This window comes from Pedobacter caeni, from assembly GCF_900129215.1.
Taxonomy (GTDB): Bacteria; Bacteroidota; Bacteroidia; order Sphingobacteriales; family Sphingobacteriaceae; genus Pedobacter; species Pedobacter caeni.
The window spans coordinates 110,022-130,011 of record NZ_FQUQ01000004.1 but is presented as its reverse complement, the minus strand read 5'-3'; the positions used below and the strand labels follow the sequence as shown (position 1 = coordinate 130,011).

The 19,990-nt window shown below is 40.2% G+C and carries 22 protein-coding genes; 11 read left to right on the top strand and 11 right to left on the bottom strand.

What is annotated here, in order from left to right; translation table 11 throughout:
- Window position 1 precedes the first annotated feature (1 nt).
- Window positions 2–514, bottom strand: a complete 513-nt coding sequence (locus tag BUC20_RS19950) for a thioredoxin family protein (RefSeq protein WP_073233889.1) — start codon at window positions 512–514, stop codon at window positions 2–4.
- A gap of 164 nt (window positions 515–678) precedes the next feature.
- Here BUC20_RS19950 and BUC20_RS19945 point away from each other — a divergent pair, with 164 nt between their 5' ends.
- Window positions 679–1,218 carry a hypothetical protein gene (locus BUC20_RS19945; protein ID WP_073232855.1) on the top strand — a complete coding sequence of 180 codons (540 nt, stop codon included), beginning with the start codon at window positions 679–681 and terminating at the stop codon, window positions 1,216–1,218.
- Between the two features lie 41 nt (window positions 1,219–1,259).
- On the opposite strand, the gene BUC20_RS19940 is transcribed toward BUC20_RS19945, so the two are convergent.
- From BUC20_RS19940 to BUC20_RS19915, 6 genes are all read right to left on the bottom strand, one after another.
- A complete protein-coding gene (locus tag BUC20_RS19940; RefSeq protein ID WP_073232854.1) occupies window positions 1,260–1,472 on the bottom strand; it encodes a hypothetical protein in 213 nt (70 codons plus the stop codon).
- Between the two features lie 87 nt (window positions 1,473–1,559).
- Window positions 1,560–3,281 carry a lysine--tRNA ligase gene (gene lysS, locus BUC20_RS19935; protein WP_073232853.1) on the bottom strand — a complete coding sequence of 574 codons (1,722 nt, stop codon included), beginning with the start codon at window positions 3,279–3,281 and terminating at the stop codon, window positions 1,560–1,562.
- A gap of 268 nt (window positions 3,282–3,549) precedes the next feature.
- Window positions 3,550–5,457 (bottom strand): AMP-dependent synthetase/ligase, encoded by a 1,908-nt coding sequence (locus BUC20_RS19930; protein WP_073232852.1) that lies wholly within the window; start codon window positions 5,455–5,457, stop codon window positions 3,550–3,552.
- A 102-nt stretch (window positions 5,458–5,559) separates the two neighbouring features.
- A complete protein-coding gene (locus BUC20_RS19925) occupies window positions 5,560–5,886 on the bottom strand; it encodes a HesB/IscA family protein (RefSeq protein ID WP_073232851.1) in 327 nt (108 codons plus the stop codon).
- Window positions 5,887–5,953: 67 nt separating this feature from the next.
- Window positions 5,954–6,367: a Fe-S cluster assembly scaffold IscU gene (gene iscU, locus BUC20_RS19920; RefSeq protein WP_037445199.1), complete on the bottom strand. Its 414-nt coding sequence runs from the start codon at window positions 6,365–6,367 to the stop codon at window positions 5,954–5,956.
- Between the two features lie 66 nt (window positions 6,368–6,433).
- On the bottom strand, window positions 6,434–7,645 hold the full coding sequence (locus BUC20_RS19915) for an IscS subfamily cysteine desulfurase (protein WP_073232850.1): 1,212 nt from the start codon (window positions 7,643–7,645) through the stop codon (window positions 6,434–6,436).
- 124 nt (window positions 7,646–7,769) lie between these two features.
- Between BUC20_RS19915 and mce the strand changes: the two genes are divergently transcribed.
- The 8 genes from mce to BUC20_RS19875 all read left to right on the top strand — a co-directional run bounded on the left by mce (window position 7,770) and on the right by BUC20_RS19875 (window position 13,486).
- A complete protein-coding gene (gene mce / locus BUC20_RS19910) occupies window positions 7,770–8,177 on the top strand; it encodes a methylmalonyl-CoA epimerase (protein WP_073232849.1) in 408 nt (135 codons plus the stop codon).
- Entirely contained in the window at window positions 8,177–8,464 is a 288-nt protein-coding gene (locus BUC20_RS19905) for a hypothetical protein (protein WP_073232848.1), read from the top strand. The genes mce and BUC20_RS19905 overlap by 1 nt, the downstream gene beginning before the upstream one ends.
- Before the next feature lie 97 nt (window positions 8,465–8,561).
- Complete coding sequence (locus BUC20_RS19900) at window positions 8,562–8,810, top strand: type B 50S ribosomal protein L31 (protein ID WP_069377557.1); 249 nt, start codon at window positions 8,562–8,564, stop codon at window positions 8,808–8,810.
- 71 nt (window positions 8,811–8,881) lie between these two features.
- The gene (locus BUC20_RS19895) at window positions 8,882–10,048 is read left to right on the top strand and encodes a GlmU family protein (RefSeq protein WP_073232847.1); all 1,167 of its coding nucleotides are present in this window, start codon (window positions 8,882–8,884) and stop codon (window positions 10,046–10,048) included.
- 64 nt (window positions 10,049–10,112) lie between these two features.
- Window positions 10,113–10,877 carry a triose-phosphate isomerase gene (tpiA, locus tag BUC20_RS19890; protein WP_073232846.1) on the top strand — a complete coding sequence of 255 codons (765 nt, stop codon included), beginning with the start codon at window positions 10,113–10,115 and terminating at the stop codon, window positions 10,875–10,877.
- On the top strand, window positions 10,877–11,716 hold the full coding sequence (prmA, locus tag BUC20_RS19885; protein ID WP_073232845.1) for a 50S ribosomal protein L11 methyltransferase: 840 nt from the start codon (window positions 10,877–10,879) through the stop codon (window positions 11,714–11,716). The genes tpiA and prmA overlap by 1 nt, the downstream gene beginning before the upstream one ends.
- A gap of 43 nt (window positions 11,717–11,759) precedes the next feature.
- The gene (locus BUC20_RS19880) at window positions 11,760–13,115 is read left to right on the top strand and encodes a UDP-N-acetylmuramate--L-alanine ligase (protein WP_073232844.1); all 1,356 of its coding nucleotides are present in this window, start codon (window positions 11,760–11,762) and stop codon (window positions 13,113–13,115) included.
- A 41-nt stretch (window positions 13,116–13,156) separates the two neighbouring features.
- Window positions 13,157–13,486: a helix-turn-helix domain-containing protein gene (locus tag BUC20_RS19875; RefSeq protein WP_073232843.1), complete on the top strand. Its 330-nt coding sequence runs from the start codon at window positions 13,157–13,159 to the stop codon at window positions 13,484–13,486.
- Between the two features lie 4 nt (window positions 13,487–13,490).
- On the opposite strand, the gene BUC20_RS19870 is transcribed toward BUC20_RS19875, so the two are convergent.
- The 4 genes from BUC20_RS19870 to BUC20_RS19855 form a co-directional block, all read right to left on the bottom strand.
- Window positions 13,491–14,609, bottom strand: coding sequence for an N-acetyltransferase (locus tag BUC20_RS19870; protein WP_073232842.1), 1,119 nt, complete (start codon window positions 14,607–14,609; stop codon window positions 13,491–13,493).
- Window positions 14,610–14,677: 68 nt separating this feature from the next.
- Window positions 14,678–14,806: a hypothetical protein gene (locus tag BUC20_RS34315; protein WP_262497431.1), complete on the bottom strand. Its 129-nt coding sequence runs from the start codon at window positions 14,804–14,806 to the stop codon at window positions 14,678–14,680.
- A 467-nt stretch (window positions 14,807–15,273) separates the two neighbouring features.
- The gene (locus BUC20_RS19860) at window positions 15,274–18,234 is read right to left on the bottom strand and encodes a ligand-binding sensor domain-containing protein (protein WP_084529214.1); all 2,961 of its coding nucleotides are present in this window, start codon (window positions 18,232–18,234) and stop codon (window positions 15,274–15,276) included.
- Complete coding sequence (locus BUC20_RS19855) at window positions 18,224–19,003, bottom strand: LytR/AlgR family response regulator transcription factor (protein WP_073232840.1); 780 nt, start codon at window positions 19,001–19,003, stop codon at window positions 18,224–18,226. Before BUC20_RS19855 ends, BUC20_RS19860 begins: the two co-directional genes overlap by 11 nt.
- 123 nt (window positions 19,004–19,126) lie before the next feature.
- On the opposite strand from BUC20_RS19855, the gene BUC20_RS34310 reads away from it, so the two are divergent.
- Window positions 19,127–19,249 carry a hypothetical protein gene (locus BUC20_RS34310; RefSeq protein ID WP_262497430.1) on the top strand — a complete coding sequence of 41 codons (123 nt, stop codon included), beginning with the start codon at window positions 19,127–19,129 and terminating at the stop codon, window positions 19,247–19,249.
- A gap of 22 nt (window positions 19,250–19,271) precedes the next feature.
- Window positions 19,272–19,988: a ferritin-like domain-containing protein gene (locus tag BUC20_RS19845; protein ID WP_073232838.1), complete on the top strand. Its 717-nt coding sequence runs from the start codon at window positions 19,272–19,274 to the stop codon at window positions 19,986–19,988.
- Window positions 19,989–19,990: the final 2 nt, after the last annotated feature.

Sequence of the window (19,990 nt, the reverse complement as noted above, 5' to 3'; positions counted from 1 at the left end):
ATTATTTTTTTGCTAAGATACTCAACATATCTTTTTCCAGGGTTTCCCTTGGAGATTCTATAATGCGGCCGATTTCTTTTCCTTTTTCTGTGAAGATAAAGGTCGGCACGTGTAAAATGTTCAATTGGTCTATCAGTCCGTTTTCTGCTTTTTTGCTGCGGTCTACACAAATGAGTGTGGTTTCTTTTTCGGAAACCTTCAGGGCATCCAGGATTTTGTAAAAATGGGGAACCTGTAAATGACTGTCACCACACCATGTACCCATCACAATGGTGATTTTCTTTCCTTTCAGCAGTGGTTTTAAGGCTTTTAAGGTAGCACTGTCCGGTTGGTAGTTCGGATATTCTACCTCGTACCTGCTTTTCATTTCCGGAATGGCATTTAAACCTTCTCTGGTACAGGTGTTGATCAATCCAAGCACATTGCCTGCATCATCCTTAAATTTCTTATTGATTTCTTGTGAACTGGCATTCATGGCGAATAGTAATAGTACAGCGCTGATTAATTTTTTCATGGTAATCTGTTGTTTTTTCATAGAATAAGGGCTTATCGCGATCTATAATCGCTTTCCTTGTTTAAAGAGGTCAGCGCTCCTTCCTTTTTTTGTTGAAATTATAACTTTAAATCTACTTTTTGTTATATAAACACGATATTTGCAAAAAATAATTTAAAAGGAATATGCCAAATATAGTTCGCCTTATTTTAGGTTTTGCAGTGTTAGGAGGGGCAATAGCCCTGATGGTCTTCGGTTTATGGGGATGGGGAATTTTAGCATTTTTCATAAGTATTTTAATTTTGGTGACTTATTTCTTCAATGAGAATATGTTGCTTGCGCAATGGTATCTGAGAAAAGATAACATGCCTAAATCAGAAGTTTTTCTGAACAGGATTACCAACTATGAAAAACAATTGATCAGAACCCAACACGGTTATTATAACCTGTTGATCGGTTTGATTGAATCCAGAAAAGCACCTATGGCTTCCGAGAAATACTTCAAGAAAGCACTTTCATTAGGAATGACAATGGACCACAATATTGCATTGGCTAAATTAAGCCTTGCAGGAATTGCAATGGGAAAGAGAAACAAGAGAGAAGCGCAGATGTACCTGACAGAAGCGAAGAAAGCCGATAAGAATAAATTACTTGCCGATCAGATCAAACAGATGAAAGATCAGATGGGAATGATGGATAGACAACAACAAGTAAGATACAGATAACATCAAAAAATTAAATAAAAGCCACATGCAAATGTGGCTTTTTATTTTTCACTCAATCTGTCGAAATTCTCAATGCTATCGCGTGTAGTTCTGCTGATGATGTCATCTTCCATATAATCCTTCTTCTTGCTGAAGAACAATTGCTCGGATTGGATTCTGGTGATCAGCTGACGGATCAGGGTCAGGTCAAAGGCATCTTTGCTTAACTTGATGCAGTATTCTTTTTCGGTTATTTCTAAACTTGAACTGTTCATAATTTTGGGTGATTTAAATATGTCTAAAAATAAAAAAGGCTTGCTACATTATTTGTAGCAAGCCTTTAAATTTTTGTTATCAGTTTGTTAAGAAAACCAGGTAGTTACGTCCTCTTTTGAAGGCATGGTTAATTCTAACTTCATTTTCTTGCGCATGCCACCAAGGTCATTGAAAACTTTATTCGGATTGGCTGCTTTTAACTCTTCAATCGTATTGATGTTCATCTTTCTGATCACCTGAACCCATTCTGCAGGAATTCCGGCATTCACGAAATCTTCATCAGTAGTTACTTTTGCTTTTTTCTCCGGTCTCATCTGAGGGAAGAACAATACTTCCTGAATGGTCGACTGGTTGGTCATCAACATTACGAGTCTGTCGATTCCGATTCCTAAACCTGAGGTTGGAGGCATTCCGTATTCCAGCGCACGGATAAAATCATCATCCATGGCCATGGCTTCATCATCACCTCTTGCAGCCAGTTTTAACTGATCTTCCAGACGTTCTTTCTGATCAATCGGATCGTTCAGCTCAGAATAAGCGTTTGCGATTTCTTTTCCGTTTACAAATAATTCGAATCTCTCTACCAGACCTTCTTTGCTTCTGTGTTTTTTAGCAAGAGGGGTCATTTCCAGAGGATAATCCGTGATGTAAGTTGGCTGAATCAGGTTAGCTTCTACTTTCTCACTAAATAATTCATCAATCAGTTTACCTCTGCCCATAGAAGCATCAACTTCGATGTTCAGACTTTTGCAAACGTCTTTGATTTCGTCTTCTGTCATGGCAGAAACATCAATGCCAGTGTATTTCTGGATCGACTCATACATGGTTAGTTTTTCATAAGGACCTTCAAAGTTGATGGTATGTTTACCCACTTCAATTGCCGCTTTTCCATGAATTGCCAGGGTGATTTTCTCCAGGCACTCTTCTACCATCGCCATCATCCAGATATAATCTTTATAGGCTACATAGATCTCCATGGAAGTAAATTCCGGATTATGTGTACGGTCCATACCTTCATTTCTGAACATTTTACCGAACTCATACACACCGTCGAAACCAGCTACGATTAATCTTTTCAGGTATAATTCGTTGGCGATACGAAGGTATAATGGCATATCCAGGGTATTGTGATGCGTAGCGAAAGGACGCGCAGCAGCACCACCATGGATCGGCTGAAGGATCGGTGTTTCCACTTCCATCCATCCCTGCTCATCAAAGTAGTTCCTCATGGTATTGATCACTTTGGAACGGTTGATGAAGATTTGTTTGAACCCAGGGTTTACCGTAAGATCCACATAACGCTGTCTGTAGCGCATTTCCGGATCAGTAAAACCATCGTAAATATTTCCTTCCTCATCACGTTTTACCACTGGTAAAGGTTTTAAGGATTTAGACAATAATTTAAATTCAGTCACGTGAAGAGAGATTTCGCCTGTCTGAGTGGTGAAAACATAACCTTTTACACCGATAAAGTCGCCAAGATCTAATAACTTCTTAAATACAGTATTGTACAAGGTCTTATCCTCATCAGGGCATAGGTCGTCTCTTTTCAGATAAACCTGGATTCTGCCTGTGGAGTCCTGTAATTCTACAAAGGAAGCACTTCCCATAATTCTACGGGTCATGATACGGCCTGCAATGCTGATATTCTTATAAGCTGTTTTATCTCTTTCGTAGTTAGCTAAAATATCTGCCGCATTCGCATTGATTTCAAATGCTTCAGCAGGGTAGGGATCAATCCCTAATTCACGGAGTTGATTTAGCGAATTTCTGCGCAATAACTCTTGTTCTGATAGTCCTGTACTCATATATGTGATCTGTCCGGCATCTCGCCGGAAAATGTTTGTTGTGTTATTGATTCAACACAGTTTTTAGTGTTTACGCAAAAATAGCGATTTGAAGTGTTTTTATATATTTTAATATTTATTATATGGATATAAATAAAATATATGTTGTATTAATACAACATATGTTTTAAAAAAAAGATGTACAATCACCATTTTTCACAGGCTCTGTACATCCTTTTTTAATATCTGATTGTGCTGATGATAAGAAAGGGTATAGATAGAATGGTGTTTAATCCGCTTCCACAGATTCCGCATACATTTCATCAATGTTAGCGGCATACTTTTTCTCAACAACCTTTCTTTTTATCTTCAAGGTTGGTGTCATTTCACCTTCCTCAATGCTAAAAGGGTTTCTTTTGATCTTGAAGTTCTTGATGCGTTCAAATTTCGCCAGGTCATTAGACAGCTTTTTAATGTCTTTTCCGATCCATTCCACAATCTCTTTATCTTCTATAAACAAATCAGGTTTCTGGAAAAACGATTCCGGAAGTTTAAATTCCTCCTGCAGGTTTTCCTTATTCGGAATAATGAAAGCAGTCAGGTATTCTCTTTTGTCACCAATTAAAAACAGCTGGTCAATCTTAAGACTTTTCAGGTAAATGTTCTCTACCGGGGTAGGGTATACATTTTTACCATAAGCATTGACGATCATATTTTTCAGGCGGTCTGTAATCTGCAGGTTTCCTTTAAAGAAGCGGCCAATATCTCCGGTATGGAACCAGTCGTGTTTGTCTATCGCTTCCGCAGTTTCTGCAGGTTTATTGAAATATCCCTGCATGACGCAATGACCGCGAACAATGATTTCTCCTTCTTCACATTCATAGTCTTCCTTGAATGTTTCGTGTGTCTGAATGCTCAGTATTTCTTTTGTTTCTACATTTTGGATACCAATCTCTATTCCCGGAATTACGCGGCCAACAGTTCCATAGACCTGTCTGTCGTATTCTGTCACCGCCATTACCGGAGAAGTTTCCGTTAATCCGAATCCTTCCAGTACTTTAATTCCCAGGTTACCAAAAAACTCGCCTACATTTTTCGGAAGCGCTGCTCCGCCGGAAAGCATGAATTTTAGCCTTCCACCGGTTTTTTCTTTGATCTTGCTGAATACCAGTTTCTCGGCAATTGCCTTTTTGCCGGATAGGATGATTCCGGGATTTTTACCTGCTTCTTTCTGTCTGCGGTATTCCTGTCCGGTTTCCAGTGCCCAAAGGAAAATCTTCGCTTTTAGGCCACCTTCAGCAGTTCCGCTTTTGATGGCTTTATCATGAATCCTTTCCAGTAAACGGGGAACACAGCTCATCACTGTAGGTTTGATCTCTCCCATGTTTTTTGCCAGCAATTCCAGGCTTTGGGCGTAGGCGATTTTACAACCCTGAGCACAACATACATGATAGGTTGCAGTACGCTCAAATACATGAGACAACGGTAGGAAGGATAAAAATGTGTCTGTTTCGTTGATCACTGTGATCTGCTCCAGGCAGGCCCTTACGTTTTCAACAAAGTTATAATGCGATAACATCACTCCCTTTGGTGTTCCTGTGGTGCCCGAAGTATAGATCAGGGAGGAGATATCCGAAGGGCTTAAAGCCATGCGTAAACGTGTAATTTCTGATCGGTTTTCGTCATTTACCGGATGTTCCAGTACTTCGGAAAAAGGAATGATCTCCGCTTTCAGGTCTTCCGGTAAAGCAATCTTCTGATACTCCGGAAAAACGGGGATGATGTATAACAGTTGTCTGCAGTTTCCTGCAATTTTAACGATCTTTTTATAGAGAAAAGGATTGCCTATTAATATGGCTTTGATTCCTGAGTCGTTGATGATGTATTCTACCTCATGTTCGGATAGGGTGGGATAGATGGAAACATTAATGGCTCCAATCTGTTGAATGCCCTGATCGTAAAACACATATTCCGGTGAATTTTCGATCATTAATCCCATCCTGTCGCCCTTTACGATTCCTTTGTTGAGGAAAAATGTGGCTACAGCATCAGCGTGTTCAAGTGTTTTCCCAAAGGAGATTTCTTCCCATTCCGTATTCTTCTTATGAATAAGAAAGGTTTCCTCTGGTTTATGGATGTTTTCCACCACATTTCTCAAGAGGCTTGGGATAGTAGAAAACTCATTGAATAATACCATATTGATTTGTTTTGTTTGATTGGAGGGACAATGATAAACTTTTTTCTTTGGAAATGAAAAAAGGGCACTATTGTGCCCTTTAAAATAAATAAGGTTTATCAGTTAAACTGAAAAGCTTTCGCCGCAACCGCAAGAGCGGCTTGCATTGGGATTATTGAAGTTAAATCCCTTTCCGTTTAAACCATCTGTAAAGTCAAGTTCAGTACCTGCAAGATATAGGAAGGATTTCATGTCTAATGCGATCCTTATTCCTCGGTCTTCAAAAAACTGATCTCCGGGTTTCTCTTCGTTATCAAAATCTAAATTGTATGATAAACCTGAGCAGCCTCCACCTTTAACAGAGACGCGCAAAAAATATTTTTCATCAAGATGCGAATCCTGCATCAGGTGATCAATTTTGCTTTTCGCTTTATCGGTTATCGTAATCATCTTTTATAAAATTTAATTTCAGGAATGATAATTCAAATGTTATACCAAACTAAAATCTGATAAAAAACTAGTGATGAGATTTTGGCATTGCAATCGGCTCCATACCATTTTTAACACGGTAATCGTTGATTGCTGATTTGATCGCATCTTCTGCCAATACAGAACAGTGGATTTTTACCGGAGGTAAAGCCAGTTCTTCCACGATATCCATATTGTCAATGGTTAACGCTTCGTCCACAGTTTTTCCTTTTAACCATTCTGTAGCTAAAGAAGAAGAAGCAATTGCAGATCCGCAACCAAAGGTTTTGAATTTAGCATCTGTAATTACATTGTTCTCATCTACTTCAATCTGAAGGCGCATCACGTCACCGCACTCAGGTGCGCCAACTAATCCTGTTCCAACAGATTTGCTATCTTTATTTAAAGTACCAACATTTCTGGGGTTGGTATAGTGTTCCATTACTTTTTCTGAGTATGCCATTTTGTTTTTCCTCCACATCCCTGGTCAGAGGGATTGATTTTAATGTTGTTTATTTAAGGGTAAAGCTTAGTGCTCTGCCCATTCAATTTTGCTTAAGTCAATTCCTTCTTTAAACATTTCCCACAGTGGAGAAAGATCTCTCAGGTGGTTAACTGCTTTTTTAGTATTCTCAATAGCATAATCAATTTCTTCTTCAGTCGTAAAACGACCCAATCCGAAACGGATAGAAGAGTGTGCTAAATCATCCGAAAGACCTAAGCTTTTTAACACATAAGAAGGTTCCAGTGAAGCTGAAGTACAAGCTGAACCTGAAGATACCGCCAAGTCTTTCATCGCCATCATCAGGCCTTCACCTTCTACATATTTAAAGGAGATGTTCGCTACATGTGGTAAACGGTGTTCTACGTTACCATTTACATAGCTTTCTTCCATCTGGCTCAATGAAGCTTCCAGTTTATCTCTCAATTTAGATAAGCGTTTTGCTTCTTCGTCCATTTCCAGACGACAAAGCTCACATGCTTTACCTAAACCAACGATTCCAGGTACATTTAACGTTCCTGAGCGCATGCCACGCTCATGACCACCACCGTCAATCTGTGCGGTTACTTTAACCCTTGGGTTTTTACGACGTACATATAATACACCAACACCTTTAGGTCCGTACATTTTGTGTGCAGAGAAAGCCATTAAGTCAATTCCGTCTGCATTTACATCTACAGGAATCTTTCCTACAGCCTGTGTTGCATCTGTCATGAATAAGGCACCGAATTTATGTGCAATTGCAGAGATTTCTTTAACAGGCTGAACCACACCGATCTCATTGTTACCATACATGATGGTGACTAAGATCGTTTGTTCTGTCATTGCTGCTTCCAGTTCCTGAAGATCGATCAATCCATCTTCTTTCACTTTCAGGTAAGTTACTTTAGCACCTAATTTCTCCAGGTGTTTACAAGTATCTAAAACAGCTTTATGTTCAGTAGTCGCGGTAATGATATGATTACCTTTATCTGAGTACATTTCAAAAACCCCTTTGATACCTAAATTGTCTGCTTCTGTTGCGCCTGAGGTAAAGATGATTTCTTTTTCAGTACAGCCAATCAGTTTTGCGGCCTGTTCACGGGCGTAGTCAACACCTTCTTCAGCAACCCATCCAAAAGCATGGTTACGGCTGGCAGCATTACCAAATTTGCTGGTGAAATATGGTAGCATCGCTTCTAAAACCCTTGGATCAAGAGGAGTAGTCGCATTGTTATCTAAGTAAATAGGAAGTTCCATCGTATATATTTATTCTTATTAATACACAAAGGTACGAAAAAAGAATGCCAACAATAATAAATAATAGCTATGACCGTATAGTTAAAACATGCATTTTTACATTTTTCTAACCGTTTAAACAAATATGAGGAAGATTGAGCATATAGGTATTGCCGTAAAGGACCTGGATTTATCCTGCGATCTTTACGAAAAGTTATTAAATACCGCTTGCTATAAAAAAGAAGAGGTGGCTTCAGAAGGGGTGAATGCCGCTTTTTTCAAAACCGGAGAAAACAAGATCGAATTGTTGGCTGCTACAAACGAGGACAGTCCGATTGCGAAGTTCCTGGAAAAAAGAGGGGAGGGAATTCATCACATTGCTTTTGATGTGGAAGACATTCAGGCAGAAATGGAGCGGCTGAGGGGAGAAGGCTTTACCTTATTAAATGAGCAGCCTAAAAAAGGGGCCGACAATAAGCTGGTTTGTTTCCTGCATCCAAAAGGAACAAACGGAGTCCTGGTAGAATTGTGTCAGGAAATAAAAACGGAATAATGGAAGACCTGAAATCGTTAAGTACCATCATCAGCCGGGATTTTGAGATTGAGGATTTAGTATCGGAAGCTTTGTTAAGAGAAAGACTGGTACAGGCTTTTGCCTATCTGCTGGACAATGACATCTCCAAAATGATGAATATATTGTACCGTACAGATGTAAATGAGGATAAATTGAAGCAACTGCTGATCAGTAATTCTGAGCTGCCCTCTGCTGAAGTCATCGCTGATGCCTATTTGGCAAGGCAAAAAGAGAAAATTGAAACCCGGAAAAAGTATAGTAGATAATTTTTCCACACTTACTTGCTAATGAAAAATAATTTTAGGATATTTGCAACCTTAAAAATAAGCGAGAAATAAGGAAATATAATAATATATAAACATTATGAAAAAAGATCTGCATCCATCAAACTATAGATTTGTAGTATTTAAAGATATGTCAAACGAATATTCTTTTCTAACTAAATCTTGTGTAGATACTAAAGAATCAATTCAGTGGGAAGATGGTAACGAATATCCTCTTTACAAATTAGAGATTTCACACACTTCACACCCTTTCTATACTGGTAAAATGAAGTTGGTAGATACTGCTGGTCGTATCGATAAATTTAAAACTCGTTACGCTAAGAAGTAATTCCACCAAAAAAGGTAATTATTTTAAGTCCCGATGCTGTTGCTTCGGGACTTTTTTTATTTTTGTAGCTTATGACAATCAATTTATTTGATGATAATGCCTGGCTATCCCTTCGCCCGTTATCTTTTACCAGACCGGTTGCTGACCTCCGTGTAGGAATTTTAACCATCGCTCAAAAATGGGAGAAGCACCTGGATGCAACTGCGGGTTTTTTGACTACTCCTTATCTTTCGGTTAAATATCCGGCTCAAGCGGCTGCTACCCTGGCTATTAACGGGTCGGTATGTCCTGATTCCGGATTGCTGGAAGCCATCGACAAACTTGCTGAAGGAGAGGTTTTGAAACAACAGGACCTGGTGATCGCTTATCGCGGATCAGCGGGTATGCAATTGGAACAGGCTTTAACTTTAGCACCTGTAGCTTATGAGCAGGAGCTGATCAGAATTTATCATCCGGAAGATATCTTCAGGAACAATGATGGAGAGTTGAAGAGAGATTTTGCTTTACTGACAAAAGGAAGAACATCCCAGTTGTTGAGCCATACCAATACTTTGCTTGGGGACGATATTTTCGTTGAAGAAGGTGGAGGTGCAGAATGTTCAACATTCAATAGCCTGAACGGACCAATCTATATTGGAAAGAACAGTCAGGTTTGGGAAGGATCACACATCAGGGGTTCTTTTGCACTTTGTCATGATTCACAGGTAAAGATGGGTGCTAAAATCTACGGACAAACCACCATCGGGCCTTTTAGCAGGGTAGGTGGAGAGATCAATAATGCCGTCATCTGGGGGTATTCCGGCAAAGGCCACGAAGGTTACCTGGGAAACTCTGTATTGGGTCAATGGTGTAATATCGGCGCGGATACCAATAATTCCAACCTTAAAAATAATTATGCAGAGGTCAAACTCTGGGATTATGCAACAGAAGGCCTTCGTAAAACGGGCTTGCAATTTTGTGGGATGATCATGGCCGACCATGCCAAATGCGGCATCAATACCATGTTCAATACCGGAACAGTAGTTGGCGTAAGTGCCAATGTTTTTGGTTCCGGATTCCCCAAAAACTTTATCCCTGACTTTGGCTGGGGCGGTGCAGATGGCTTTGAGACCTATCAGCTGGATAAGATGTTCGAAACCACAGAGAAGGTCTTTGAGCGGAGAAAAACACCATTCGACGAAATAGAAAGAAACATTTTAAAAGAAGTCTTTGAGCTGACTCAGGCTTACAGACATTAATCAATAGAAAAACCAGCAGAATTGAGGTGCTGATTTGCCTCATGCGCGCTAAAACAATAAATATATGACCAGAAAAAAGATTGTTGCCGGAAATTGGAAAATGAACCTGGATTACGCCGAAGGTGTATCCTTGTTTTCAGAAATTGTAAATATGGTAAGAGATGAGAAAAAAGGGGATCAGATCGCCATCATCTGCTCGCCTTATATTCATTTAAACAGTTTGGCAAAACTAGGTGGCGAAACCGTTAAGATTGGTGCTCAGAATTGTCACCAGAACGAAAGTGGTGCTTTTACGGGAGAGATCTCTGCAAAGATGATCAAATCTGTAGGTTGCGAATATGTGATCATCGGACACTCTGAAAGACGTCAGTACTTTGCAGAAAGCGATGCCTTACTGGCTCAGAAAACAACGATTGCTTTGAAAAACGGATTAACCCCGATTTTCTGTATCGGAGAGACTTTAGACGAAAGAAACAACGGAAGTTATTTTGAGGTGCTTAAATCTCAGCTTGAGCAAGGTGTTTTTGGCCTGGAGGCTGCAGATTTTTCTAAACTGGTCATCGCTTATGAGCCGGTATGGGCAATTGGTACAGGCTTAACGGCAACATCAGACCAGGCTCAGGAAGTTCATGCCTATATCCGTAAAGAAATTGCAGCTAAATATGGTCAGGAGATTGCAGAAGCGACTTCTATCCTTTATGGTGGAAGTGCCAACCCGAAAAATGCAGCCGAGTTATTTGCTCAGCCGGATATTGATGGTGGCCTGATTGGTGGTGCATCATTGAAATCCAGAGATTTTGTAGACATCGTTAAAACTTTCAATTCTTAATGCAGTATATACAGGTAACATTCAGCTTTACAGCGATAGAAGCATATCAGCAGGATCTGCTGATCAGTGATCTGGCAGAAATCGGTTACAATACATTTGAAGATACTGAAAATGGATTTGCCGCATTTATTGATTTCGATAGTTATAAGAAGGAAAACCTTGGCGATGTTCTGGCCAGGTATGAGGGGGAATTTGAATCCAATTACACCATCACAGAAATTGCTGCGGAAAACTGGAATGAAGAGTGGGAGAAGAATTTTGAGCCCCTGATCATTGACGATCAGTGTTATGTAAGGGCCACTTTTCATGAAGCACAACCTCAATATCCCTACGAGATCGTGATTGATCCTAAAATGGCTTTCGGTACAGGACATCATCAGACCACTACGATGATGATGCAGTATATCCTGTCGGATGATGTTCAGGACAAGACCGTTCTTGATATGGGCTGTGGAACAGGAATTCTGGCTATTCTGGCTTCCAAAAAAGGAGCGTCATCATTGGTTGCGATAGACAATGATGAGGTGTGTTACCAAAGTACTTTAGAGAATTCCGCACTCAATCAGATCAGCAATATTACTGCTGCATGTGGCGGAAAAGAAACAATTCCGGCGGGACCTTTTGAGGTCATTCTTGCCAATATCAACAGGAATATTTTATTGGATCAGATTGAAGTATATGCTTCGGTACTGAATCCTGGCGGTAGCATCTTTTTCAGTGGCTTTTATGAAACGCCGGACCTGGACATGATCAAGGCTGAATGTGAGAAATTCCAGATCAGGTATGTCGATCATAAGAAAATCGGAGAATGGGTTGCTGCCCGCTTTAAAAAAGATTAATACCGCTCCGGCGGTATAATTTATTCATTTTTATCATTGAAATATGCGCGTACATTTTATAGCTATCGGTGGCAGTGCCATGCACAATCTTGCCATTGCATTACATAAAAAAGGATATCAGGTAACGGGATCTGATGACGTTATCTTTGAACCTTCTGTAAGCAGGCTTGCCAGGCATGGTATCCTGCCTGAAAATATGGGATGGGATGCCAGTCGCATTACGGCTGATTTAGATGTGGTGATTCTGGGAATGCATGCTTTGCTGGATAATCCGGAGTTATTGAAGGCCCAGGAACTGGGACTGAAAATTTACTCTTATCCGGAGTATATTTATGAGCAGACAAAAGATAAACTTCGCGTGGTGATTGGTGGAAGTCATGGCAAAACGACCATTACTTCCATGATCCTGCACGTATTAAATTATTACAACAGGGATTTTGATTACCTGGTGGGTGCACAACTGGCAGGATTTGATACCATGGTAAAGGTAACGGATTCCGCTCCGCTGATCATTATTGAGGGAGATGAATACCTGGCTTCTCCTATTGACAGGAGGCCAAAGTTCCATTTGTATAAGGCAAATATCGGCGTGATCAGTGGAATCGCTTGGGACCACATCAATGTGTTCCCTACTTTTGAAGATTATACGCGCCAGTTTGAGCTGTTTATCGATACCATTCAACCAGGTGGTCAGCTGATTTACTGCAGGGAAGATGAAGAATTGAATCAAATGGTCCTGAAGTCGACCGCCAATGTAGAAAAAATAGGTTATGAAATTCCTCAGCATGAGGTGAAAGATGGTATAACTTCCCTGTTGCCTGATCACACGGTCTTAAATGTCTTTGGAAATCATAACTTGATGAACCTCAATGCGGCCAGGTTGGTTTGTAATGCTTTAGAGTTAAGTGATGAGCAGTTTAATGCGGCCATTTCTTCCTTTACAGGAGCTGCAAAAAGGCTGGAATTGCTGAGTAAAACTGATCAGACAAATGTCTATAAGGACTTCGCACATTCCCCGTCAAAACTGCAAGCGACTATTCAGGCCGTGAAAACTCAATTTACTGAAAGGAAATTGGTAGCGTGTATAGAGTTACATACATTTAGTAGTTTGAATAAAGATTTTTTAGCACAATATGCGAACACGATGATACAGGCTGATACGGCAATTGTATATATTGATGAAAAAACTTTTGAACATAAAAAGATTAAACCTTTTAGCGAAATTGAGGTTCAAATGGCGTTTCAGCGTAAGGAATTGCAGTTTTTTAATAATTCAGATGCGCTTAAAGATTACTTATTAGGGTTGAATTTTGTTGGTACTAACTTATTGTTAATGAGCTCCGGGAATTTTGGTGGACTGGATTTGGTGAAATTGGCACGCGAGTTGAATACAAAATAAATTAAAGTACTAACTGTTAACAATACACCTAAATTAATCACATGAATATCATTGGAAAAAACATTAGACAACTACGCCAGAAAAATGGCTGGAGCCAAGGGGAAGTGGCTAAACGTCTAAATATTTCTATTCCTGCCTTTTCTAAAATCGAAACTGGTATCACAGATATTAACATCTCAAGATTAGAACAAATTGCAAACCTGTTTGCAGTATCGACTATGGACATCATCTCTAAAGAAGGAGAGAACCCACAGTCACTTAATTTTGAAGAAATCAATAGCCTGAAAGATAAACTTTCTTTGAGAGAAGAAGAGATCATCAAACTTCAGAAGAAGGTGATTGACCTCTATGAAGAAATCAGAGAAAAATAAGCTTTTAGAAGACCTTACGTAGTGTCAGGTGTCGCTTACCAAAAGTGGCACCTGTTGCTTCGTGAATAGAAAGCATTTTATCGTTAAAATCTCCAACCCAGGAAAGCTCCAGTTCGTCATACTGGTTTAAAGGCAGCACATACTCTTTCAGTTTAATGAATAGTGCAGATTCAAGTCCGTGTTTCTGATAAGCTTTCTTAGTGCCCATGACAATCGCACGCATCCTGCTCACTCCAACCCAGCGCTTGTAAAGAAAAGTCAGCTTTTCTATCAGGCCTAATTTTCCATGGAAACCCTTGATCATCTGATTCGCATCGGGAATGATCACCACAAAAGAGGCCGGTTCACCGTTCACATAGGCAAACCAGATCAGCTTCTCGTCCATAATGGCCTCCATCTTCTTAAAACTCTCTTCTAAAGTTTCTTTTTTGATGGGCACGAAGTTTTCAAAATCCTGCCATCCATCATTGTAGATCTCCATCAGGTCCTGTACATACTTTGAAGAGTTTTTCTTTGAAAAGTATTCAAAAGTATAACCTGGCTTATTGGCTACCCAGTTGGCGATTTTTGTAAAACGTTCCGGGAAAGGTTTACGTACTGCCAGGTGATTGGTGATTTGCTCATAGGCTGTCTCAAATCCATAATCTTTAAAAAAGCTGTGATAGTATGCATGGTTGTAATTCATGCCGTAAGAAGGGGGTGTAAAGCCTTCTACGAGTAATCCCCAGAAGGAATCGTTCTCCCCGAAATTGATGGGGCCATCCATGGCCTCCATTCCCTGTTCCTGTAGCCAGGATTTTGCCGTATCGAACAGGAGGAAAGCGGCAGCTTTATCGTTGATACATTCAAAGAAACCCATACCGCCGGTAGGTTGTTCATATTGGTGTGCTTTTTTATCATTGACAAAAGCAGCCACCCGGCCGATGGTGTTTCCCTGATCGTCTTTTAAAATCCAGCGTGTGCATTTACCGTGTTTAAAGAAAGGGTTTTTCTTCGCGTCGAATATTTGCTCAATTTCAGGGTCCAGCGGACAGATCCAATTGGGATCACCTTTATATAGAAAACGGGCAACGTTTAAAAATTCTCTTTTTGTCTTTGAATCGGATACTGCTAAAATCTGCATGCGCTAAGCTGGAATTAAAATAAAAAGCATCCTTTAAGGATGCTTAAAAAATCGTTATGTTCTATTTGTTAATAGTCGTCGTCATCGTCATCACTGAAATTTTCGAAATTATCCAGGTCATCTAATGGCATGTCAAAGTCGTCATCATCATCTTCATATGACTTCTTTTTACTGGTTTCTTCACTCGAATCATCCATGTCAATTTCAGGGTCAACTTCTGGGCTTTTGCTAATCGGTTTTTTTGGAGTTTTCATTACAAAAAAAATAAATTCGGTAAGGTTTTTATTGGTACGTTAAAATTACAAAAAATCTTTTAATATATAAACAACGCTGTTTATTTGATTTTTGGTGCATCAAAATTAGTATAAAAAAGTTTTAAGAGAAGAGTTATTTGAAAATAAATAACAGATTTATTTTACTGGTCAGGAGATCAGAAAAAAAGGTAAAAAAAATGGTAAAGTTTGAGGCTTTACCATTTTTTAACACACAAATGAAACCTGAATTGAGATATAGTTTTAGGTTAGGTAAAATATCTTTGATCAATTCTATAAGAACGCTTTTTACAAACTATGTTTGTTTTAATATCTATAACAAGTTTAATGCAAATTTCAGCAGGAATAATCTAAAATTAGTAAGTGGTAGGTATAATTGAGTAAACGGTAATTTAGGGCATTAATGGGATAGAAATGGATACAAAAGTGCCTGAAATCCCGGTCTGTTGTACATTTATCTGTATAGGATTCGCTTCAACCTGATTCAATAAGTTGATGCGTTCCTTTGTTAAGTCCATGCCTTTACTCTGGTGTTCCCCTTTCTTATCTCTCAGGGAATTGTCTATGCCGACTCCATCATCAATGATTTTAATGATCAGGTGATCCGGTCCCTGCAGATCAATCAGAATGTCAATCTTACCACCTTCTTCCTTGGGCATGATGCCATGCCAGATGGCATTTTCGATGTAAGGCTGCAAAATCATGGAGGGAACCATCGTTTCTTCCTTATCAATGGCAGAACTCACCCGGATCTGATAAACCAGTTTATCACCAAATCTTTTCTTCTCCAGGCTCAGGTACAACTCCAGGTAATCCAGCTCTTCCTCCAGACTGATGAAACTCCGGGTACAGATTTCCAGGTTTTTCCTGATGAGCTTGGCAAAACCAGTAAGAATCTTATTGGCAGAGTTGGTATCCTTGGTATTGATATAATGCTGAATGGAATTCATCACATTGAAGACAAAGTGAGGGTTCATCATCGCCTGTAAGGCACGTTGTTCCAGCATCAGGATTTTGTTCTTGAGCAGCAGCTGCTCCTGTTCCTTGTTTTTTTGTCGCCGGGTAACGATCACCGCCACCTTATAAAAAGCAAAACCTGCCAGAAGAAAAACCAGGATCAGGAACCAGGTGGTTTGCCAGAAGTGCGCTTCAAGTATAAACGAAACTTTTGCAGGTGCACTCCAGTTGCTGTTGTTTGATTTGGCGCTCAGTTCAAACACATATTCTCCAGGCTCCAGTGAAGAGAACTCCAGGCGCCGGCTTTTGGTTTCTGTCCATGGGGCGTCTGCTTTTAAGCGGTAGCGGTACAGAATGTTCTTGTTCTGGAAATCAATGGCACTATAATAAAAGGTAATGCTGTTATTCGAAGGGTCCAGCACATGGTCCGGGTGGTTCATACCCAGCTTATTTTTATTATTTACAACCGAGGTAATGTATACCTTTGGCGCTTCTTTATTGTGTTCACTCTGGTTATAGGCAAAATAGACAAGGCCATTGTTTGTGGCGAAATAGGCGTTCTTATCGTCAATATAAAGACAATTCACATCATCCGTCAGCAAGGCATTGGTGTATTCAAATGATTCTACCGTTGCATTTTCCCCATCGAAGTAAATCCTGTTGATTCCATTATTGGTAACCACCCAGGTCTGGTTGTTTTTTACAAACAGGCGTTTACAGATGTTGTCTGCCAGGCCGTCTTCCTGTGTGATGACCTTGATGATTCTTCCCTCTTTCATGAAGAGCAATCCGTTTCCATCAGTTGCCAGAACAATCGTATGGTCCGGAAGTTCCTGAATGTCGTTGATCCGCTTTGTTAAAAGCGGTTGTTTTTCGAAGAAATTATACAACTTCCCATCATAGAGTTCTGAAAGGCCATTGATGTTTGAAAACCATAAGCGCTGTTGCTGGTCGTAGAAGACGCGGTAGGACCTGTTGTGAAAAAAGTCTTCCCCTTCCTTAAAAGTAAGGGAGCTGAAGTCAAATTTCCTGATCCTGTCGGGGATGATGACCACACCTGAAGAAAGGGCAAGGGCCATGGTTTTTCTTCCACCTGAAGAGATGCTGAAGCTTTTTATGACAAACATCGAGCTGCTGGTTTCCTGCAGGAAATCAATGTTGCTGTTCCCTTTGTAAATGTCATTTATCCTGCCCAGGCCATAATCCGAAGCGAAGTAAATGGCCTGATGGCTCGTGTCGAAGGCAAGCTGTTTAATGATGTTATACTTTTTCTTATCTCCCAGTGCGATTTTGCTGATCTTGTAATCCTGCTGATCAACGATGTTGATATTGGCTTCATCAAGGCCAAGCCATAACCTGTTTTTATGGTCCTTTGTGACGCTTTTTACCAGATCACTGCTGAGTCCGTTCGCTTTGTTGATGACATATAAACGCTCATTCTTCTGAGGCAGCATATAGATCCCGTTACTGGTGGTAAACCACATATTTCCTTTGGCATCCCTGATCACCTGACTGGAAGAAATGTTGTCCAGGTAACGCCTGGTACTTCCATCAGATTCAATATGGTAGATCCCGGAAGCATTGCTCAGCCAGAGGTCCTTATTCTGGTCTACATGAAAGTAACCAGGGTCATTGTTCAGCAAGCCCGTATTGAGCTTAACCTGTAGTTTTTCCTCGTTGCCTTTTCTGATCTTCAGACCAGAAGGATCAAGATAGGCGAGGGTTTTGTCGGGAAGGTTGACTGCCGTTTTATAAGAAATGGGCAGACTGCTGTGCGGAACAACTTTGAACTTGTCTCCATCCAGTTGCCGTACCGAGGTATTGCTGACCGCCCAGATTTTTCCCGTCTCATCCTCATGGATAAAAGTATTGATAAACTGTCTGTCGTGGTCTGCTGAAATGTATTTTGTAATGTGTTTACCGCTATACATCACGAGCACATTCTTATTGGTTCCCAGCCAGATCCTGCCTTTGCTGTCCTGAAAGAAAGAAACAATCACGGCATTGAACTTGAGTAGTTTCAGCAAATGGTTATTGGTTTCATTGTAGATTTTTCCATTGTAAAAATAGCTGAGCTGACCATTCAGTGCCAGAAACCAGATCTTTCCGCTTTTGTCTTCTTTTACCTGAAGAATCTGGTTATCAGGAAGGCCGTCATTGATTGAAAATGTTTCAAAGATCTTCCCGTCAAAGCGGCTTACCCCTGCATCGGTAGCGACCCAGATGTATCCCTTGCTATCCTGTAAGGTATAAAAACAGGCATTACTTGGAAGGCCGTTTTTGGTGCTGAAATGTTGCAGATAGGTGCTTTGTGAATAAACAGCTGAGCTGCTAAAGAAGCTTAAAATGCCAATTATGAAAAGCCTTAGGGTCCCTATGTTGTTTTTATTTATCACTTTCAAAGCGGGTATATGATTTAACCTTTTCTGCAAAATCGCTGGCCCTTCTTCTGGAAACTGCAATTTTTTCTCCGTTCTTCAGGATCACTTCCACACCGTTTTTTGAATTGTACTCTTTTAAGTAATTCAGGTTGACGATGCTGGACTTGTGAATTCTGACAAACTGATGGTCAGGAAGGATCTCCTCATACTCTTTTAAAACCTTTGAAACGGTGATTGTTTCTTTATTGGCCAGGTGAAAAATGGAATAATTACTATCGGCTTCAATGTGAATGATATCGTCGATACTGATCAGGGAATAGCCCTGACCATTGGGCAGGCTGATCTTGCGGATTTCATTTCTTTCAGACAGGTGGACGGCCAGGTTTTGAAGACTTTCATTCCTGTTGTGTTCCTTTTTATTCAGTGCAATATATTTACCCGCTTTTTCTACGGCCAGTTTCAATTCGTCGATATCAATAGGCTTTAGCAGGTAATCCAGTGCATTTGCTTTAATTGCTCTCAGTGCATACTGATCGTAAGCGGTGGTAAAGATCACATGTGATTTATTGAGCTGAGCATGTGGAATGAGTTCAAAACCATTTTCTCCGGGCATGGCAATGTCCAGAAAGATCAGGTCTATCTGGTTGTTACTCAGTAGTTGCCTTGCTTCATTTACAGATTTGGCAATCCCGGAAATATGGATGTTTGCGCAGTTTTCCTGCAATAAGAAATAAAGAGAGGAACGGGCAAATTCTTCATCATCAACAATAATTGTATTCAGCACAGTTTATCAGTTTTATAGGGTGAATTTATTAAAAAATTGAGGGAACTAAGAATATTTCTTCCCGGGCCTGAAAACCGTCCTGCTTTTTCTTTCGTAGGTGCCTTTATAAAACCAGTAAATTTTATGAACCTGAATCCTGCGCAGGTAAGCTTCATAAGCTTTGAACCCAAAACGAAAAACTATGAAACCATCATGATCTTACAGATTGCACAACGATTGATGATCAAGATCATGATCGCTTCATAGCCGTTAAAAAAACTATGAACTTATGAAAAACTTACAAGAAGAAAAAGAAATGCTGCAGGAGGAAAGCAGTATTTTTAATGCCAGATTACAGCGCCGTTCTTTTCTGCAATATGCAGGTGCAGGAGCAGCAGGTATTGCGTTGATCGCAGCAGGCTGTAAAAAAGACCGCAACATGGATCCCCCTGTTACAGGCGGCGTAACCTTAGATTTTAAAGACGATTTTGGCGTGTTAAATTATGCCTATGCATTGGAACAGCTGGAAGCGGCCTTTTATATTCAGGTAGCAGCCACACCTTATGCCAATATCAGTGCTGCAGAGCTGGCCTATTTCAAAGACATTCAGTTTCATGAAATTGCCCATAGGGAATTTTTTAAAAATGCCCTTGGGGCAGCAGCTATAGGCGGTCTGGAAGTAGATTTTTCAAAGATCAATTTTGCGGACAGGACCAGTGTTCTTGGAACGGCGAAAGCCTTTGAAGATTTAGGCGTCTCGGCTTATAATGGTGCAGGAAGTTTATTGAAAAGTACCGTTTATTTAACCCTTGCCGGTAAAATTGTTTCCGTGGAGGCCCGTCACGCGGCCTATATCAGGGAGTTGATTTCTCCAAACTCTTTCTCTAATGTAGAAGTGGTGGATATGGTCAATGGACTGGATAAATCCCGGAACCCAATGGAAGTATTAAACATTGCTGCCGGCTTCGTGAAAACAAAAATCAACGTGATCAATTTAAACGCCTAAAC

Bases quoted from the DNA above. Each gene is read 5' to 3' on its own strand.
- mce (WP_073232849.1), top strand. From the start codon at position 7,770: ATGAGGAAGATTGAGCATATAGGTATTGCCGTAAAGGACCTGGATTTA.
- BUC20_RS19905 (WP_073232848.1), top strand. From the start codon at position 8,177: ATGGAAGACCTGAAATCGTTAAGTACCATCATCAGCCGGGATTTTGAG.
- BUC20_RS19950 (WP_073233889.1), bottom strand. From the start codon at position 514: ATGAAAAAATTAATCAGCGCTGTACTATTACTATTCGCCATGAATGCC.
- BUC20_RS19925 (WP_073232851.1), bottom strand. From the start codon at position 5,886: ATGATTACGATAACCGATAAAGCGAAAAGCAAAATTGATCACCTGATG.
- BUC20_RS34315 (WP_262497431.1), bottom strand. From the start codon at position 14,806: ATGGATGATTCGAGTGAAGAAACCAGTAAAAAGAAGTCATATGAAGAT.
- BUC20_RS19845 (WP_073232838.1), top strand. From the start codon at position 19,272: ATGAAAAACTTACAAGAAGAAAAAGAAATGCTGCAGGAGGAAAGCAGT.
- BUC20_RS19915 (WP_073232850.1), bottom strand. From the start codon at position 7,645: ATGGAACTTCCTATTTACTTAGATAACAATGCGACTACTCCTCTTGAT.
- lysS (WP_073232853.1), bottom strand. From the start codon at position 3,281: ATGAGTACAGGACTATCAGAACAAGAGTTATTGCGCAGAAATTCGCTA.
- BUC20_RS34310 (WP_262497430.1), top strand. From the start codon at position 19,127: ATGAACCTGAATCCTGCGCAGGTAAGCTTCATAAGCTTTGAACCCAAA.
- BUC20_RS19900 (WP_069377557.1), top strand. From the start codon at position 8,562: ATGAAAAAAGATCTGCATCCATCAAACTATAGATTTGTAGTATTTAAA.
- BUC20_RS19880 (WP_073232844.1), top strand. From the start codon at position 11,760: ATGCGCGTACATTTTATAGCTATCGGTGGCAGTGCCATGCACAATCTT.
- iscU (WP_037445199.1), bottom strand. From the start codon at position 6,367: ATGGCATACTCAGAAAAAGTAATGGAACACTATACCAACCCCAGAAAT.
- BUC20_RS19875 (WP_073232843.1), top strand. From the start codon at position 13,157: ATGAATATCATTGGAAAAAACATTAGACAACTACGCCAGAAAAATGGC.
- BUC20_RS19870 (WP_073232842.1), bottom strand. From the start codon at position 14,609: ATGCAGATTTTAGCAGTATCCGATTCAAAGACAAAAAGAGAATTTTTA.
- BUC20_RS19895 (WP_073232847.1), top strand. From the start codon at position 8,882: ATGACAATCAATTTATTTGATGATAATGCCTGGCTATCCCTTCGCCCG.
- BUC20_RS19930 (WP_073232852.1), bottom strand. From the start codon at position 5,457: ATGGTATTATTCAATGAGTTTTCTACTATCCCAAGCCTCTTGAGAAAT.
- tpiA (WP_073232846.1), top strand. From the start codon at position 10,113: ATGACCAGAAAAAAGATTGTTGCCGGAAATTGGAAAATGAACCTGGAT.
- prmA (WP_073232845.1), top strand. From the start codon at position 10,877: ATGCAGTATATACAGGTAACATTCAGCTTTACAGCGATAGAAGCATAT.
- BUC20_RS19945 (WP_073232855.1), top strand. From the start codon at position 679: ATGCCAAATATAGTTCGCCTTATTTTAGGTTTTGCAGTGTTAGGAGGG.
- BUC20_RS19940 (WP_073232854.1), bottom strand. From the start codon at position 1,472: ATGAACAGTTCAAGTTTAGAAATAACCGAAAAAGAATACTGCATCAAG.